Raw genomic sequence first — 13,440 nt, 5'->3', positions numbered from 1 at the left:
GCCTGCAAGCGTGTGGCTCCCCCTGGAGTAATCGTCGATGCGGCGCCCCGCCACCCTGGATTCGGTCTGCGTCTTCTGCGGCTCTTCGGACGCGGCCGATCCTGCGTTCCTGGCCGCGGCCGGCGCGCTGGGCCGGGCCCTCGCGGCGGCCGGCCTGCGCCTGGTCTACGGCGGCGGCGGCGTCGGCCTGATGGGCGCCACGGCGCGCGCAGCGCATGACGCCGGCGGTCGGGTGCTCGGCATCATCCCCGACTTCCTGGTCGGCCGCGAGCGCGCGCTCGACAAGGTGGAGACCATCGTCGTCACCTCCATGCACGAACGGAAGATGATGTTCTTCGAGCGCTCCGACGCCTTCGTGGTCCTGCCCGGCGGCATCGGCACCCTGGAGGAGATCGTCGAACTGCTGTCCTGGCGCCGCCTCGACCTGCACGCCAAGCCGGTGGTGTTCTACAATCCGGACGACTTCTGGAAGCCGCTGTTCGACCTCTTCCAGCACACCGTCGACGCCAGGCTGACGCCGCCGGAATTCATGGAGTCCTGGGTCACCGTCGAACGCCCCGAGGACATCGTGCCGACCCTGCTCGTCCAGGGACCTTTCGTCGAAACCTCGCCCGCGCTCGCCAATCTCACCTGAGCGGCGAGCCGGCCGCCGCCCTCAGGGGACGTTGGCCTCCAGCTCGTCCAGCCAGATCCTGGCCGTGCCGTCGGACGGCGCGCGCCAGTCGCCGCGCGGCGAGAGGTTGCCGCCGGAGACCACCTTCGGCCCGTTCGGCATGGCCGAGCGCTTGAACTGGCTGATCTCGAAGAAGCGGAACAGGAACAGGCCCAGCCAGCGCTTGATGTCCGCCAGGTCGTAGGCGTTGCGGGTGTCCTGCGGGAAGTGCGGCGGCCAGTCGCCCTTGGCGGCGTCGCGCCAGGCGTGCCAGGCCAGGAACGCCACCTTCGACGGCCGCAGGCCAAAGCGGGTGATGTAGTAGAGGTTGAAATCCTGCAGCTCGTAGGGGCCGATCTTGGCCTGGGTGCTCTGGATCACGCCCTTGGCGTCGGCCGGCACCAGCTCGGGCGAGATCTCGGTGCCGAGCACCGACAGCAGGGTCTGGGCGGCGGCCTCGTCGAACTGGCCGGAGCTCGCCACCCAGCGGATCAGGTGCTGGATCAGGGTCTTCGCCACCGAGCCGTTGACGTTGTAGTGGCTCATCTGGTCGCCGACGCCATAGGTGCACCAGCCCAGCGCCAGCTCCGATAGGTCGCCGGTGCCGAGCACGAGGCCCTGCCGCTGGTTGGCCAGCCGGAACAGGTAGTCGGTGCGCAGCCCCGCCTGCACATTCTCGAAGGTCACGTCGTAGACCGGCTCGCCGTTCGCGAACGGGTGGCCGAGGTCCTTGAGCAGCTGGCGGGCGGCCGGCTTGATGTCGAGCTCCTCGCCGGTGACGCCCAGCGCCTTCATCAGCGCCCAGGCGTTGGCCTTGGTCTCCTCGCTGGTGGCGAAGCCCGGCATGGTGAAGCCCAGGATGTCGGAGCGCGGTTTTCCCAGGGCGTCGAACGCCTTGGCGGCGACGATCAGGGCATGGGTGGAATCCAGGCCGCCGGAGACGCCGATGACGATGTGCTGGCTCCCGGTGGCCTGCAGCCGCCGGGTCAGGCCCTGGACCTGGATGTTGAAGGCCTCGTAGCAATCCTTGTCGAGGCGGGCGGGATCGTCGGGCACGAACGGGAAGCGGTCCAACGGGCGCAGCAGTCCGACGTCGGCAAACGCCGGCTGGTGCTCGAAGGCGACCCGCCGGAACGCCCGCTCGGGATGGCCCGCGGCGACCGCGGCGCTGTTGAAGGTGGGCGTGCGCAGCCGCTCCAGGCGCAGGCGCTCCACGTCGACGTCGGCGATCGCCATCTGCGACGTGGCCGGGAACCGGTCGGTCTGCGCCAGCAGCCGGCCGAGCTCGTGGATGGTGGCCTGCCCGTCCCAGGCGAGGTCGGTGGTGCTCTCGCCCGGACCGGCCGCGGAATAGAGGTAGGCGGCTTGGCAGCGCATCGACTGGGAGGCGCAGAGCAGCGCCCGCTCGTCGGCCTTGCCGACCACGATGTTGGAGGCTGACAGGTTGCAGAGGATCAGGGCCCCGGCGAGCGCGGCCTGGGTGGACGGCGGCGTGGCGGACCAGAAGTCCTCGCAGATCTCCGCCGCGAACACGAAGTCCGGCAGGTCGGCGGCGGCGAACACCAGGTCCGTCCCGAACGGGACCGCCTGCCCGGCCAGTTGCATCTGCAGGCCGACGACGCCGGCTCCCGGCGCGAACCAGCGGTTCTCGTAGTACTCGCGGTAGTTGGGCAGGAAGCTCTTCGGCACGACGCCGAGGATGCGGCCGCGGGCGATGACGACGGCGCAGTTGTAGAGCCGGCCGTTGTGCTGCACAGGCGCGCCGACCACCAGCACCGGCGCCAGCTCGGCGCTGGCGGCGGCCAGGCCGGCCAGTTCGGTCTCAACACGCCGCAGCAGGGTGTCCTGCAGGAACAGGTCGTCGATGGCGTAGGCGGAGATTCCCAGCTCGGGAAACAGCATCAGGTCGACGCCGCGGTCATGGCCCTGCCTGGCCAGGCTGAGCGTCTCCGCCGCGTTGAGGCCCGGATCGCCCACCGCAACCTTCGGCGTACAGGCGGCGACCCGCACGAAGCCCTGGCTGTGGATCGCGTAGAACGACTTCGTCACGGCTCGACTCCGCCCAAACCCGAACCCCGACTAGCGCGCCGCAGGAGACATGACCATTGGCCGGGGAAATGCTCACTTTGAGCATATATAGGGTAGAAGCCGGCGGGGCGCAAAAGTCGCCCGCCTAGGTAGGTGCGGAAAAGAAAACGGCCCCTCGCGGGGCCGCTCAAGGTCAGTCGTCGCGGTGGACCCGTTCCCGGCGCTCGTGCCGCTCCTGAGCTTCGAGGCTCAGGGTGGCGATCGGCCGGGCCTCCAGCCGGGCGACCCCGATGGGTTCGCCGGTTTCTTCGCAGTAGCCGTAGCTCCCATCCTCGATCCGCCGCAACGCGTCGTCGATCTTGGAGATCAGCTTGCGTTGCCGGTCCCGCGTCCGCAATTCAAGAGCACGGTCGGTTTCCGAGGAGGCCCGATCGGCCAGGTCAGGGTGATTTTCAGTTTCGCTTTGAAGATGGGTGAGGGTTTCGCGAGATTCGCGAAGAATGTCCTCTTTCCAGTTCAGCAGCTTTTGTTTGAAATATTCGATTTGGCGCTCATTCATAAACTCCTCGTCCTCAGAAGGACGATAATCAGGCTTCTCAGCCATAACCGTGGCTGTCTTCATGAAAACCTCACGCCCCTTGCACACCCGGAGACACGCGGGGGGTGTATAGCAAATCGAACACCGGTTTCAATGCGGGCGTCAGGTTCGACGCGTTTACGCCGCATGGCGAGCCTGCTCCAGCTTGGCGATCTCGACCGCCGCTCGTAGCTCTACCTCGTCGAGTACGGCTTCCAACCTGGGGTCGTCCGTGCGGGACCGCTCGTCGCGGACCGCGCGTTGCAACCGATCCAGGTCCTGGGCCGAAAGCTCGCCGCCCAGCAGCGCCACCTTGACCTCGTCCAGCACGTCGAGGATCCGCCCTGCCCGGCCGACGGCGCGGCGCTTGCGCTCCAGCGGGCCGCCCACGTCCTGCAGGGCCAGCAGGGCGTCCACCCCCATCACCCCGCCCACCGAGCTGGTCGAGCTCGTCTGGCTGGGACCGATGGCCGCTTCGGGGCCCGGCAGGCGGAAGCCGCCCGCCGCCGCCCCCGGACGCGCCTGGCGCGGCCCGCCTACCGATGAGGTTCCGCCCGTTCCGATGACCTTCATGGACGCGATTCCACACCCCTGCGACTGAGACGCCAGTCTTGGGGCGCATGCTTGCGGTATGGTTAATGCCGGGCAATTTCTGCCGGGACCCAAAGGCGCCGTCCGCAGCGACGCCGTTACAGTCTGAATCTCCCAGTCTTTTCAACCGCCCGCAAACTGGCACGGGCGTCGCATAGGTGCCGCCGAAGCAGCTTCGCGGTTAACCATGCGTCAGACCCTCCGCCTCTTCTCCGCCGTCCTCCTGGCCACCGCGCTCACCGCGGCCCCGGCGCTGGCCAAATCGCGCATCAAGGACATCGTCGAGTTCGAAGGCGTGCGCGACAACATGCTGGTGGGCTACGGCATCGTGGTCGGCCTGAACGGCACCGGCGACGCCCTGCGCAACGCCCCGATGACCAAGCAGAGCCTGGAGGCGATGCTGGAGCGGCTGGGGGTCAACACCCGCGACGCCACGCTGAACACCAAGAACGTCGCCGCGGTGATGGTCACCGCCAAGCTCCCGGCCTTCGCCGCCGCCGGTTCGCAGATCGACGCCACCGTCTCGGCGCTCGGCGACGCCAAGAGCCTGCTGGGCGGCACCCTGCTGGTGACCCCGCTGCTGGGCGCGGACGGCCAGGCCTATGCGGTGTCGCAGGGCACCGTGCAGACCGGCTCCATCAGCGCCACGGGCGCCTCCGGCTCCTCGGTCTCCAAGGGCGTCCCCACCGCCGGCCGCATCGCCGCCGGCGCCATCGTCGAGCGCGAGATCGGTTTCCAGCTGGCCAGCATGACCCAGCTGCGGCTCACCCTGCGCAATCCGGACTTCACCACCGCCGGCCGGATCGCCGAGGTGATCAACACCCGCTTCCCAGGGGCCGCGGTGGCCGAGAACCCCACCATCGTCGCCATCCACCCGCTCAACGGCCAGGACATGATGAGCTTCGTCTCCCAGGTGGAGAACCTGTCGGTCGAGCCCGACGCCCCGGCCAAGGTGGTGATCGACGAGGTCGCCGGCGTGATCGTCATGGGCGAGAACGTGCGGGTCTCCACCGTGGCCATCCAGCAGGGCAACCTGACGATCACCGTCCAGGAGACCCCCGCGGTCAGCCAGCCGGCGCCCTTCTCGCGGACCGGGACCACCACCACCGTCCCGCAGAGCAACGTCACCGTCGACGAGGAGAAGGGGAAGCAGTTCATCACGCTGAAGAACGGCGCCTCGCTCTCGACCCTGGTGGCCGGGCTGAACGCCCTGGGCCTCACGCCGCGGGACATGATCTCCATCCTGCAGACCATCAAGGCCGCCGGCGCCCTGCAGGCCGACATCGAGGTGATGTGATGGCCGGCCTGTCGATCGCCCCCGTCAGCCTCACGCCCGCCCTGCTCGGCGGCCAGCCCGCCACGGCCAGCGCCGCCGAGCTCTCCAAGCGCCGTGAGATCAAGGCGACGGCCCAGAAGTTCGAGGCCTCGTTCCTGTCGACCATGATGCAGCAGATGTTCGAAGGCGTGAACACCTCCGCGCCGTTCGGCGGCGGCCCGGGCGAGGAGATGTTCAGGTCGCTGATGACCGACGCCATGGCCACCCAGATGACCAAGGCCGGCGGCATCGGCATCGCCCACACCGTCCAGCAAGAAATGCTCAAGCTCCAGGGACTGAAGTAGGTAACGCCATGGCCATCGCCGCCAACGACGCCACCGATCGCGTCGACCAGATGATCCTGCTGACCGAGCGCCTGACCGAGCTGATCGCGCTCGAGGCGCAGGCGTTCGAGCAGCGCCGCCCGCAGGACGCGGCGGTCTACATCGAGGAGACGTCGCGCCTCGCCAACGTCTACCGCCACGAATCCGTGCGGATCCGCAACAACACCACCCTGGTCTCCGCCGCGCCGCCCGCGCAGCGCCAGCGGCTGGTCCGGGCCACCGAGGCCTTCGACGCCGTCCTCGCCCGCCAGGGTCGCGCCCTGATGGCCGCCAAGACGGTCACCGAGGGCCTGGTCCGCGCCATCGCCGAGGAGGTCGCCTCCCAGCGCGAGCGGAAGTCCGGCTACGGCCCGACCGCCATGCCCCCGGTCTCCTCCGCCACGGCCGCCACCGCCATCACCCTGAACCGCCGGGCGTAGATCGCGCCGCCCCTGTCGCGCAGACGACGGGGGGCGGTGGCGGCTTCCGGACCTGTGTTGCGGATGCCGGATTGAAGGCCGCGGCGGTCTGGCCGATCTGAAGGCGCATGGACGCCGCCCTGCTCTCGCCCGACCTGTCCGACCGGATCGCCGGCCTCTCCTGGGCCGACATCGCCCGGGAGCTGGACGCGCACGGCTGCGCGATCCTTCCGCAGTTGCTGCCGGAGGCGGCCTGCGGCGCCGTCGCGAACTGGTACGACGAGCCCGCGCGGTTCCGCAGCACCGTAGTCATGGGCCGCCATGGCTTCGGGCGCGGCGAGTACCGCTATTTCGCCTATCCCCTGCCCGACCCGGTGGCCGAACTGCGGACCGCGCTCTATCCGCCGCTGGCGCAGATCGCCAACCGCTGGAACGGCGAGCTGGGATTGCCGGTCCGCTATCCCGAGACGCACGGCGACTTCCTCGCCCGCTGCCACGCCGCCGGCCAGGCCCGGCCGACGCCCCTGCTGCTGCGGTACGGCGTGGGCGACTACAACTGCCTGCACCAGGATCTCTACGGCGAGCACGTCTTCCCGCTGCAGGTGGCGATCCTGCTCTCCGAGCCCGGCCGCGACTTCGAAGGCGGCGAGTTCGTGCTGACCGAGCAGCGGCCGCGCATGCAGTCCCGGGTCGAGGTCGCGCCGCTGCGGCAAGGCGATGCGGTGATCTTCCCGGTCAGTCACCGGCCCATCGCCGGCGCCCGCGGCGTCTACCGCGTCAACCTTCGCCATGGCGTCAGTCGGCTCCGCGCGGGCCTGCGCCACACGCTGGGCGTCATCTTCCACGACGCGGCCTGAGCCGCTCCATCGCGCGGCTTCACTTGAGCCCGCGCCCGCATCCGGCTCTAACAGGAGCGAACCGCCCGAGAGGCGGGCGTGGAGGCGGATGTTCGCATGACGACGATTGCGGTAGGGCGCGAAGCGTCACGGGTTGAGCTCACGGTCCGCGGCGTGGTGCTGGGGGTGCTGATCACCTTCGCCTTCACCGCCGCCAACGTCTACCTGGGTCTGAAGGTGGCGCTGACCTTCGCCACCTCGATCCCCGCCGCGGTGATCTCGATGGCCCTGCTGCGGGCCTTCCGCAATTCGACCATCGTCGAGAACAACATCGTCCAGACCGTCGCCTCGGCGGCCGGCGCCATGGCCTCGGTGGTCTTCGTGCTGCCCGGCCTGGTGATGATCGGCGCCTGGAGCGGCTTTCCGTTCTGGACCACCTTCGGCATCTGCGCCGCCGGCGGCATCCTCGGGGTGATGTACACCATCCCGCTGCGCCGGGCCCTGGTCACCCAGTCGAACCTGCCCTATCCGGAAGGCGTCGCCGCCGCCCAGGTGCTCACGGTGGGCTCCGGCGCCCGCGGCGACACCGCCGAGTCGGAGACCGACAGCCGGCTCGGTTTGCTCACCATCTCCGTCGGCGCGATCGCCTCCGCCGCCTATGCCGCCATCGCCGCGTCGCGGGTCTTCGCGGGCGAGGTCGGCGGCTATTTCCGCACCTCCAACGGCGGCGCAACAGGGCTGGGCGCGCAGATGTCGATGGCGCTGTTCGGCGCGGGGCACCTGATGGGGGTCGCGGTCGGCGCGGCTATGCTGGTGGGCCTGGCGGTCACCTGGGGCGTCGCCGTGCCGGTGCTCACCGCCATGGCGCCCGCCGCCGGCGCCGCGGCCGACGTGGCGCAGGGCGTCTGGAGCCACCAGGTGCGCTTCATCGGGGCCGGCGCCATCGGCGTGGCGGCCATCTGGACGCTCGCCAAGCTCGCCGTCCCGCTGTGGACCGGCATCGCCAGCGCCATCGCCGCCCAGCGCCGCCGCACGGCCGGCGAAGGCGCCGAGCTCGGCCGCACCGAACAGGACATCCCGATCGGCGTGATGGCGGTGATCTCCCTGATCTGCCTGGTCCCGATCGCCGTCCTGCTGGCCAACTTCGTCTCCGGTGGCCCCCTGGCGCCCTTGGCCCTGCCGCTGACCATCGCGGCGCTGGCCTACATCGTGGTCGCGGGCTTCGCGGTGGCGGCGGTGTGCGGCTACATGGCCGGGCTGATCGGCTCGTCGAACAGCCCGGTGTCCGGCATGGCGATCCTGTCGGTGCTCGGCGCGGCCCTACTGATCGCCGCCATCGGCATGCCGATCCTGCACGGCGGCGACGTCAAGCCGCTGATCGCCTTCGCCCTCCTGGTCACCAGCGTGCTGATCGCTGTGGCGGTCAGCGCCAACGACAACCTGCAGGACCTCAAGACCGGCCAGCTGGTCGACGCCACGCCCTGGCGCCAGCAGGTCGCCCTGGTGATCGGGGTGATCGCCGGCTCGGCGGTGATCCCGGTGGTGCTCAACCTGCTGAACAAGGCCTACGGCTTCGCCGGGGCCAACGCCCACGCCATCTCCGCGACCCCGCTCGCCGCGCCGCAGGCGACGCTGATCTCGACCATCGCCGCCGGCGTGGTCGGCGGAAACCTGCCCTGGGGATTGATCGGCATCGGCGCCCTGCTCGGCGCAGCCCTGGTGGTGGTCGACGAGCTGCTGCGCCGCACCGGCCGCCGCAGCCTGCCGCCGCTGGGCGCTGCGCTGGCCATCTACCTGCCGTCCAGCGTCACCGTGCCGGTGATCATCGGCGCCTTCGCGGGCTGGTTCTACGACCGGTCGGTCGCCAAACGGCCCAACGGCGAGGCCGCCAAGCGGCTCGGCGTGCTGCTGGTCTCCGGCTACATCGTCGGCGACAGCCTGCTCAACGTCGCCCACGCCGGCCTCATCGTGGCCTCCGGCAAGAGCGCGCCGCTGGCCCTGGTCCCGGAGGACTTCGGCCCGGCCAAGCTCCTGGCCATCACGGTCTACGGCCTGGTGGCGGTTTCGCTCTATCTCTGGACCGCCCGGCAGGCCGCCAAGGCCTGAGTTCCCCCGGCGGCTGCTGCCACCGTTGTGTCAGCAGCGCCGCGACGCGCCGTCGCGGCCGGTTTGTTCCTGTTGCGTTCCCGTGTTATCCGTGACTCGGAGAACTACATTAGCCGCGACCCGCTGGACCTTCCGCGGGCGAGAGTCGTTTCCGGGACAAGATGGCCGACCAGCACAACCAGATCCGCGTGCGCGGCGCACGTGAGCACAACCTCAAGGACGTCAACGTGGACATCCCGCGCGGCGAGCTGGTGGTGCTCACCGGGCTGTCGGGCTCGGGCAAGAGCTCGCTCGCCTTCGACACCATCTACGCCGAGGGCCAGCGCCGCTACGTCGAGAGCCTGTCGGCCTATGCGCGCCAGTTCCTGGAGCTGATGAGCAAGCCCGACGTGGACCTCATCGAGGGCCTGTCGCCGGCCATCTCCATCGAGCAGAAGACCACCAGTCGCAATCCGCGCTCCACCGTCGGCACGGTGACCGAGATCCACGACTACATGCGCCTTCTGTGGGCGCGCGTCGGGGTGCCCTATTCGCCGGCCACCGGGCTGCCGATCGAGAGCCAGACCGTCAGCCAGATGGTCGACAAGCTCTCCGCCATCGCCGAGGGCGAGCGGCTCTACCTGCTGGCCCCCGTGGTGCGCGGCCGCAAGGGCGAGTACCGCAAGGAGATCGCCGAGTGGCAGAAGGCCGGCTTCCAGCGGCTGAAGATCGACGGCGAGTTCTATCCGATCGAGGACGCCCCGGTCCTCGACAAGAAGTTCAAGCACGACATCGACGTGGTGGTGGACCGGCTGGTGACCAAGGCCGGCCTCGAGAGCCGCTACGCCGACAGCCTGGAGACCGCGCTCAAGCTCGCCGACGGCATCGCCGTGGCCGAGTGGGCCGACAAGGAGCCGGGCGAGGAAGAGCCCAAGCGCCTGCTGTTCTCCGAGAAGTTCGCCTGCCCGGTCTCCGGCTTCACCATCAGCGAGATCGAGCCGCGGCTGTTCTCGTTCAACAACCCCTACGGCGCCTGCCCGGTCTGCGACGGCCTGGGCGCGAAGCTGAAGTTCGACGCCGACCGCGTCGTGCCGGACAAGGACCGCAGCCTGCACAAGGGCGCCATCGCGCCGTGGGCCAAGGGGCCGTCGCCGCTCTACACCCAGACCCTGCAGGCGCTGGCGCGGCACTACGGCTTCTCGATGGACGTGCCGTTCTGGAAGCTCGACGACCAGGCCAGGCAGGTGATCCTGCACGGCTCCGGGACCGAGAAGATCCGCTTCATCTACGACGACAACGCCCGCAAGTACGAGGTCAACAAGACCTTCGAAGGCGTGCTGCCGAACCTCGAGCGCCGGTGGCGCGAGACGGACTCCTCCTGGGTGCGCGAGGAGCTCGGCCGCTACCAGTCGGAGACGCCGTGCGAGGCCTGCGACGGCTACCGCCTGAAGCCTGAGGCCCTGGCGGTGAAGATCGCCGGCAAGCATGTGGGCGAGGTCTCCAACCTCTCCATCCGCCACGCCCGCGAATGGTTCGAGGCGCTGGACGGCCAGCTGACCGCCAAGCAGATGGAGATCGCCCGGCGGATCCTGAAGGAGATCACCGACCGGCTGCGGTTCCTGGTCAACGTCGGCCTCGACTACCTGAACCTGTCGCGCGGCTCCGGCACCCTGTCGGGCGGCGAGAGCCAGCGCATCCGCCTGGCCAGCCAGATCGGCTCGGGCCTGACCGGGGTGCTCTATGTGCTCGACGAGCCGTCCATCGGCCTGCACCAGCGCGACAACACCCGCCTGCTGACCAGCCTCAAGGGCCTGCGCGACCTCGGCAACTCGGTCCTCGTCGTCGAGCACGACGAGGAGGCGATCATGACCGCCGACCATGTCATCGACATGGGTCCGGCGGCGGGCGTCCACGGCGGCGAGATCATCGCCCAGGGCACGCCGGCCGACATCATGGCCGAGCCCAGGAGCCTGACCGGCCAGTACCTCTCCGGCGCCCGCGAGATTGAGGTGCCGGAAGACCGCCGGCCGTTCTCGAAGAAGAAGATGCTGCGGGTGATCGGCGCCACCGGCAACAACCTGAAGAACGTCACCGGCGAGATCCCGATGGGGACCTTCACCTGCATCACCGGGGTGTCGGGCGGCGGCAAGTCGACCTTCACCATCGAGACCCTCTACAAGGCCGCCGCGCGGCGGCTGCACAACGCCTCCGACGCGCCCGCCCCGCACGAGCGGATCGAGGGGCTGGAGCTGTTCGACAAGGTCATCGACATCGACCAGTCGCCGATCGGCCGCACGCCGCGGTCGAATCCGGCCACCTACACCGGCGCCTTCCAACCGATCCGCGACTGGTTCGCGGGCCTGCCGGAATCCAAGTCCCGCGGCTACGGCCCCGGCCGGTTCAGCTTCAACGTCAAGGGCGGCCGCTGCGAGGCCTGCCAGGGCGACGGGCTGATCAAGATCGAGATGCACTTCCTGCCGGACGTCTACGTCACCTGCGACGTCTGCCACGGCCATCGCTACAACCGCGAGACGCTGGAGGTCATGTTCAAAGGTAAGAACATCGCCGATGTGCTTGATATGACGGTGGAAGAGGCGGCCGACTTCTTTAAGGCCGTACCGCCGATCCGCGAGAAGATGGAGACCCTGAAGCGCGTCGGCCTGGGCTATGTGAAGGTCGGGCAGCAGGCCACCACCCTGTCCGGCGGCGAGGCCCAGCGGGTGAAGCTGTCCAAGGAGCTGTCGCGCCGCGCCACCGGCAAGACCCTCTACATCCTCGACGAGCCGACCACCGGCCTGCACTTCGAGGACGTCAAGAAGCTGCTCGAGGTGCTGCACGAGCTGGTCGACCAGGGCAACACCGTGGTGGTCATCGAGCACAACCTCGACGTGGTGAAGACCGCCGACTGGCTGCTCGACTTCGGCCCCGAGGGCGGCGATGGCGGCGGCGAGATCGTGGCCTTCGGCAGTCCCGAGCAGGTGGCCGCCAACTCCAAGAGCTGGACCGGCCGCTACCTCGCCGAACTGCTGGAGCGGCACGGCCAGCGCCGCGGCGCGCGCAAGAAGCTCGCGCGCGCCTGACTTCCCTCAAACGGCCGTTTGAAATAGCCTGGCTTCATTCTTTGAAGCGATTGGAGCCAGGCGATGATTCTCTACGGCGCGCCCAACCCTGCCCCGAACCCGCGGCGGGTGCGGATCTTCCTGGCCGAGAAGGGCGTCGATCTTCGGGAGACGAAGATCGACATGATGAAGCGCGAGCATAAGTCGCCGGAATTCCGCGCCAAGAATTCCATGGGCCAAATCCCCACGCTGGAGCTCGACGACGGGACCTGCATCTCCGAAACCGTGGCCATCTGCCGTTACTTCGAGGAGATCCATCCGGAGCCCGCGCTATTCGGCAAAACGCCGGTGGAGAAGGCCACCGTCGACATGTGGGTGCGCCGGGTGGAGTTCACGGTGATGATGCCGGTGGGCAACTTCTGGCGCCATGCGCACCCGCGCACCGCCGCCCTGCTGACCCAGTTCAAGGACTTCGGGGAGTCCAACAAGGCCACCTATCAGGGCGCCCAGAAGTGGCTGGACCGCGAGCTGGCCGACCGGCCGTTCCTAGCCGGCGAGGCCTACAGCATGGCCGATATCTGCCTGCTCTCCACGATCGACTTCGCCGACTGGATCGGCCTGCCGCTGGAGGATGGGTTCGACAACCTGAAGGCCTGGCACGCCCGGGTGTCGGCCCGCCCCAGCGCGACCGCCTAGGTGTCGGCGGGGGCGGACAGCGCCTGGTAGGCGGCGGCCAGCGGGGCCTGGCTGAGCACCCACAGCACGGGCGCGAACAGCATCTGCGCCGCCAGCTGCAGCAGGTAGCGGCCGGGGTGGGTCTCCAGCGCGTCCGCGCCCGCGAGGCTGGCGAAGTCGTGGAATCCGGTCAGCGCGCCGGTCAGCATGAAGACGGCCAGCCACCAGACGATGCTGACCAGCGCCAGCAGGCAGGCCGCCAGCAGGCTCATGCCCAGCAGCCCCCAGGCGTGGCCGCGGGTCAGCCGCCACGACCGCGCGAAGTCGATCCGGCGCTCGGCGAAGCTGATCGGCACCGCCAGGCAGAACCGCAGCCCCAGCCAGATCGCCACCACGGCGACCGCCAGGCCGGGTAGGATGCGCGCGGCCGGAAACAGCCGATCGGCGGCCTCCCCAAGCGCCACCGACAGGGCGACCAGCAGGCCGAGCGCGGCGATACCGAGCGCCCATACGGCCAGCAACCGAATCTCGTCGCGGCCCAGCCGCAGGAACAGGAAGGCCGGCTCGTCGGGGCGCAGCATCAGCCGGAACAGGCCCGCCGCGATCACCACTTCGGTCAGCGCCGCGCCGAGCACCGCCACCACGCCGCCGACCACCGCGCTCAGGTCGCCCGGCGCCTGCCCCTGGCCGGATCCGGTCGAAGCCACCAGCATCAGCACGATCACCACGGTGATCACCACCATGGCCACCAGCGCCAGCAGGTTGAACGCCGCCCAGCCGGCGACCACGCGCCAGTGCCGCCGGATGACGTTGAAGCCTTCCAGCGCCGCATCGCTGGCGGAAAACTCACTCATGGGAAACCCCGAACAGACCCGGGCCG

General features: G+C 69.4%; 12 protein-coding genes. 8 read left to right on the top strand and 4 right to left on the bottom strand.

Going from position 1 to position 13,440, the window contains the following annotated elements:
- Positions 1-37 precede the first annotated feature (37 nt).
- Positions 38-634, top strand: a complete 597-nt coding sequence (locus DJ021_RS15145) for an LOG family protein (RefSeq protein WP_111458343.1) — start codon at positions 38-40, stop codon at positions 632-634.
- Positions 635-655: 21 nt separating this feature from the next.
- Here the strand turns inward: DJ021_RS15145 and DJ021_RS15140 are convergent, their stop codons facing one another.
- The 3 genes from DJ021_RS15140 to fliX all read right to left on the bottom strand — a co-directional run bounded on the left by DJ021_RS15140 (position 656) and on the right by fliX (position 3,830).
- Positions 656-2,701, bottom strand: a complete 2,046-nt coding sequence (locus DJ021_RS15140; RefSeq protein ID WP_111458342.1) for an NAD(+) synthase — start codon at positions 2,699-2,701, stop codon at positions 656-658.
- Positions 2,702-2,873: 172 nt separating this feature from the next.
- Positions 2,874-3,302, bottom strand: coding sequence for an RNA polymerase-binding protein DksA (gene dksA / locus DJ021_RS15135; RefSeq protein ID WP_111458341.1), 429 nt, complete (start codon positions 3,300-3,302; stop codon positions 2,874-2,876).
- A gap of 93 nt (positions 3,303-3,395) precedes the next feature.
- On the bottom strand, positions 3,396-3,830 hold the full coding sequence (fliX, locus tag DJ021_RS15130; RefSeq protein ID WP_111458340.1) for a flagellar assembly regulator FliX: 435 nt from the start codon (positions 3,828-3,830) through the stop codon (positions 3,396-3,398).
- Positions 3,831-4,035: 205 nt separating this feature from the next.
- On the opposite strand from fliX, the gene DJ021_RS15125 reads away from it, so the two are divergent.
- The 7 genes from DJ021_RS15125 to DJ021_RS15095 all read left to right on the top strand — a co-directional run bounded on the left by DJ021_RS15125 (position 4,036) and on the right by DJ021_RS15095 (position 12,581).
- Positions 4,036-5,145 carry a flagellar basal body P-ring protein FlgI gene (locus DJ021_RS15125; protein ID WP_111458339.1) on the top strand — a complete coding sequence of 370 codons (1,110 nt, stop codon included), beginning with the start codon at positions 4,036-4,038 and terminating at the stop codon, positions 5,143-5,145.
- On the top strand, positions 5,145-5,468 hold the full coding sequence (locus DJ021_RS15120; RefSeq protein ID WP_111458338.1) for a rod-binding protein: 324 nt from the start codon (positions 5,145-5,147) through the stop codon (positions 5,466-5,468). Before DJ021_RS15125 ends, DJ021_RS15120 begins: the two co-directional genes overlap by 1 nt.
- 8 nt (positions 5,469-5,476) lie before the next feature.
- Positions 5,477-5,926 (top strand): flagellar basal body protein, encoded by a 450-nt coding sequence (locus DJ021_RS15115; RefSeq protein ID WP_111458337.1) that lies wholly within the window; start codon positions 5,477-5,479, stop codon positions 5,924-5,926.
- A gap of 107 nt (positions 5,927-6,033) precedes the next feature.
- Positions 6,034-6,762 (top strand): 2OG-Fe(II) oxygenase, encoded by a 729-nt coding sequence (locus DJ021_RS15110; RefSeq protein ID WP_111458336.1) that lies wholly within the window; start codon positions 6,034-6,036, stop codon positions 6,760-6,762.
- A gap of 96 nt (positions 6,763-6,858) precedes the next feature.
- A complete protein-coding gene (locus tag DJ021_RS15105) occupies positions 6,859-8,847 on the top strand; it encodes an OPT family oligopeptide transporter (RefSeq protein ID WP_111458335.1) in 1,989 nt (662 codons plus the stop codon).
- Between the two features lie 161 nt (positions 8,848-9,008).
- A complete protein-coding gene (uvrA, locus tag DJ021_RS15100; RefSeq protein WP_111458334.1) occupies positions 9,009-11,906 on the top strand; it encodes an excinuclease ABC subunit UvrA in 2,898 nt (965 codons plus the stop codon).
- 63 nt (positions 11,907-11,969) lie between these two features.
- Positions 11,970-12,581, top strand: a complete 612-nt coding sequence (locus DJ021_RS15095) for a glutathione S-transferase family protein (RefSeq protein ID WP_111458333.1) — start codon at positions 11,970-11,972, stop codon at positions 12,579-12,581.
- Here the strand turns inward: DJ021_RS15095 and DJ021_RS15090 are convergent.
- On the bottom strand, positions 12,578-13,414 hold the full coding sequence (locus DJ021_RS15090; protein ID WP_111458332.1) for a hypothetical protein: 837 nt from the start codon (positions 13,412-13,414) through the stop codon (positions 12,578-12,580). The two genes, DJ021_RS15095 and DJ021_RS15090, sit on opposite strands and share 4 nt — an antisense overlap.
- Between the last annotated feature and the right edge of the window lie 26 nt (positions 13,415-13,440).

The sequence above is a fragment of the Phenylobacterium hankyongense genome (assembly GCF_003254505.1).
GTDB classification, from domain to species: Bacteria; Pseudomonadota; Alphaproteobacteria; order Caulobacterales; family Caulobacteraceae; genus Phenylobacterium; species Phenylobacterium hankyongense.
Note: the sequence above shows the minus strand (reverse complement) of the source record. Positions and strands in the feature narration are given on the sequence as shown.

Bases quoted from the DNA above. Each gene is read 5' to 3' on its own strand.
- DJ021_RS15145 (WP_111458343.1), top strand. From the start codon at position 38: ATGCGGCGCCCCGCCACCCTGGATTCGGTCTGCGTCTTCTGCGGCTCT.
- dksA (WP_111458341.1), bottom strand. From the start codon at position 3,302: ATGAAGACAGCCACGGTTATGGCTGAGAAGCCTGATTATCGTCCTTCT.
- fliX (WP_111458340.1), bottom strand. From the start codon at position 3,830: ATGAAGGTCATCGGAACGGGCGGAACCTCATCGGTAGGCGGGCCGCGC.
- DJ021_RS15125 (WP_111458339.1), top strand. From the start codon at position 4,036: ATGCGTCAGACCCTCCGCCTCTTCTCCGCCGTCCTCCTGGCCACCGCG.
- DJ021_RS15120 (WP_111458338.1), top strand. From the start codon at position 5,145: ATGGCCGGCCTGTCGATCGCCCCCGTCAGCCTCACGCCCGCCCTGCTC.
- DJ021_RS15115 (WP_111458337.1), top strand. From the start codon at position 5,477: ATGGCCATCGCCGCCAACGACGCCACCGATCGCGTCGACCAGATGATC.
- DJ021_RS15110 (WP_111458336.1), top strand. From the start codon at position 6,034: ATGGACGCCGCCCTGCTCTCGCCCGACCTGTCCGACCGGATCGCCGGC.
- DJ021_RS15105 (WP_111458335.1), top strand. From the start codon at position 6,859: ATGACGACGATTGCGGTAGGGCGCGAAGCGTCACGGGTTGAGCTCACG.
- uvrA (WP_111458334.1), top strand. From the start codon at position 9,009: ATGGCCGACCAGCACAACCAGATCCGCGTGCGCGGCGCACGTGAGCAC.
- DJ021_RS15095 (WP_111458333.1), top strand. From the start codon at position 11,970: ATGATTCTCTACGGCGCGCCCAACCCTGCCCCGAACCCGCGGCGGGTG.
- DJ021_RS15090 (WP_111458332.1), bottom strand. From the start codon at position 13,414: ATGAGTGAGTTTTCCGCCAGCGATGCGGCGCTGGAAGGCTTCAACGTC.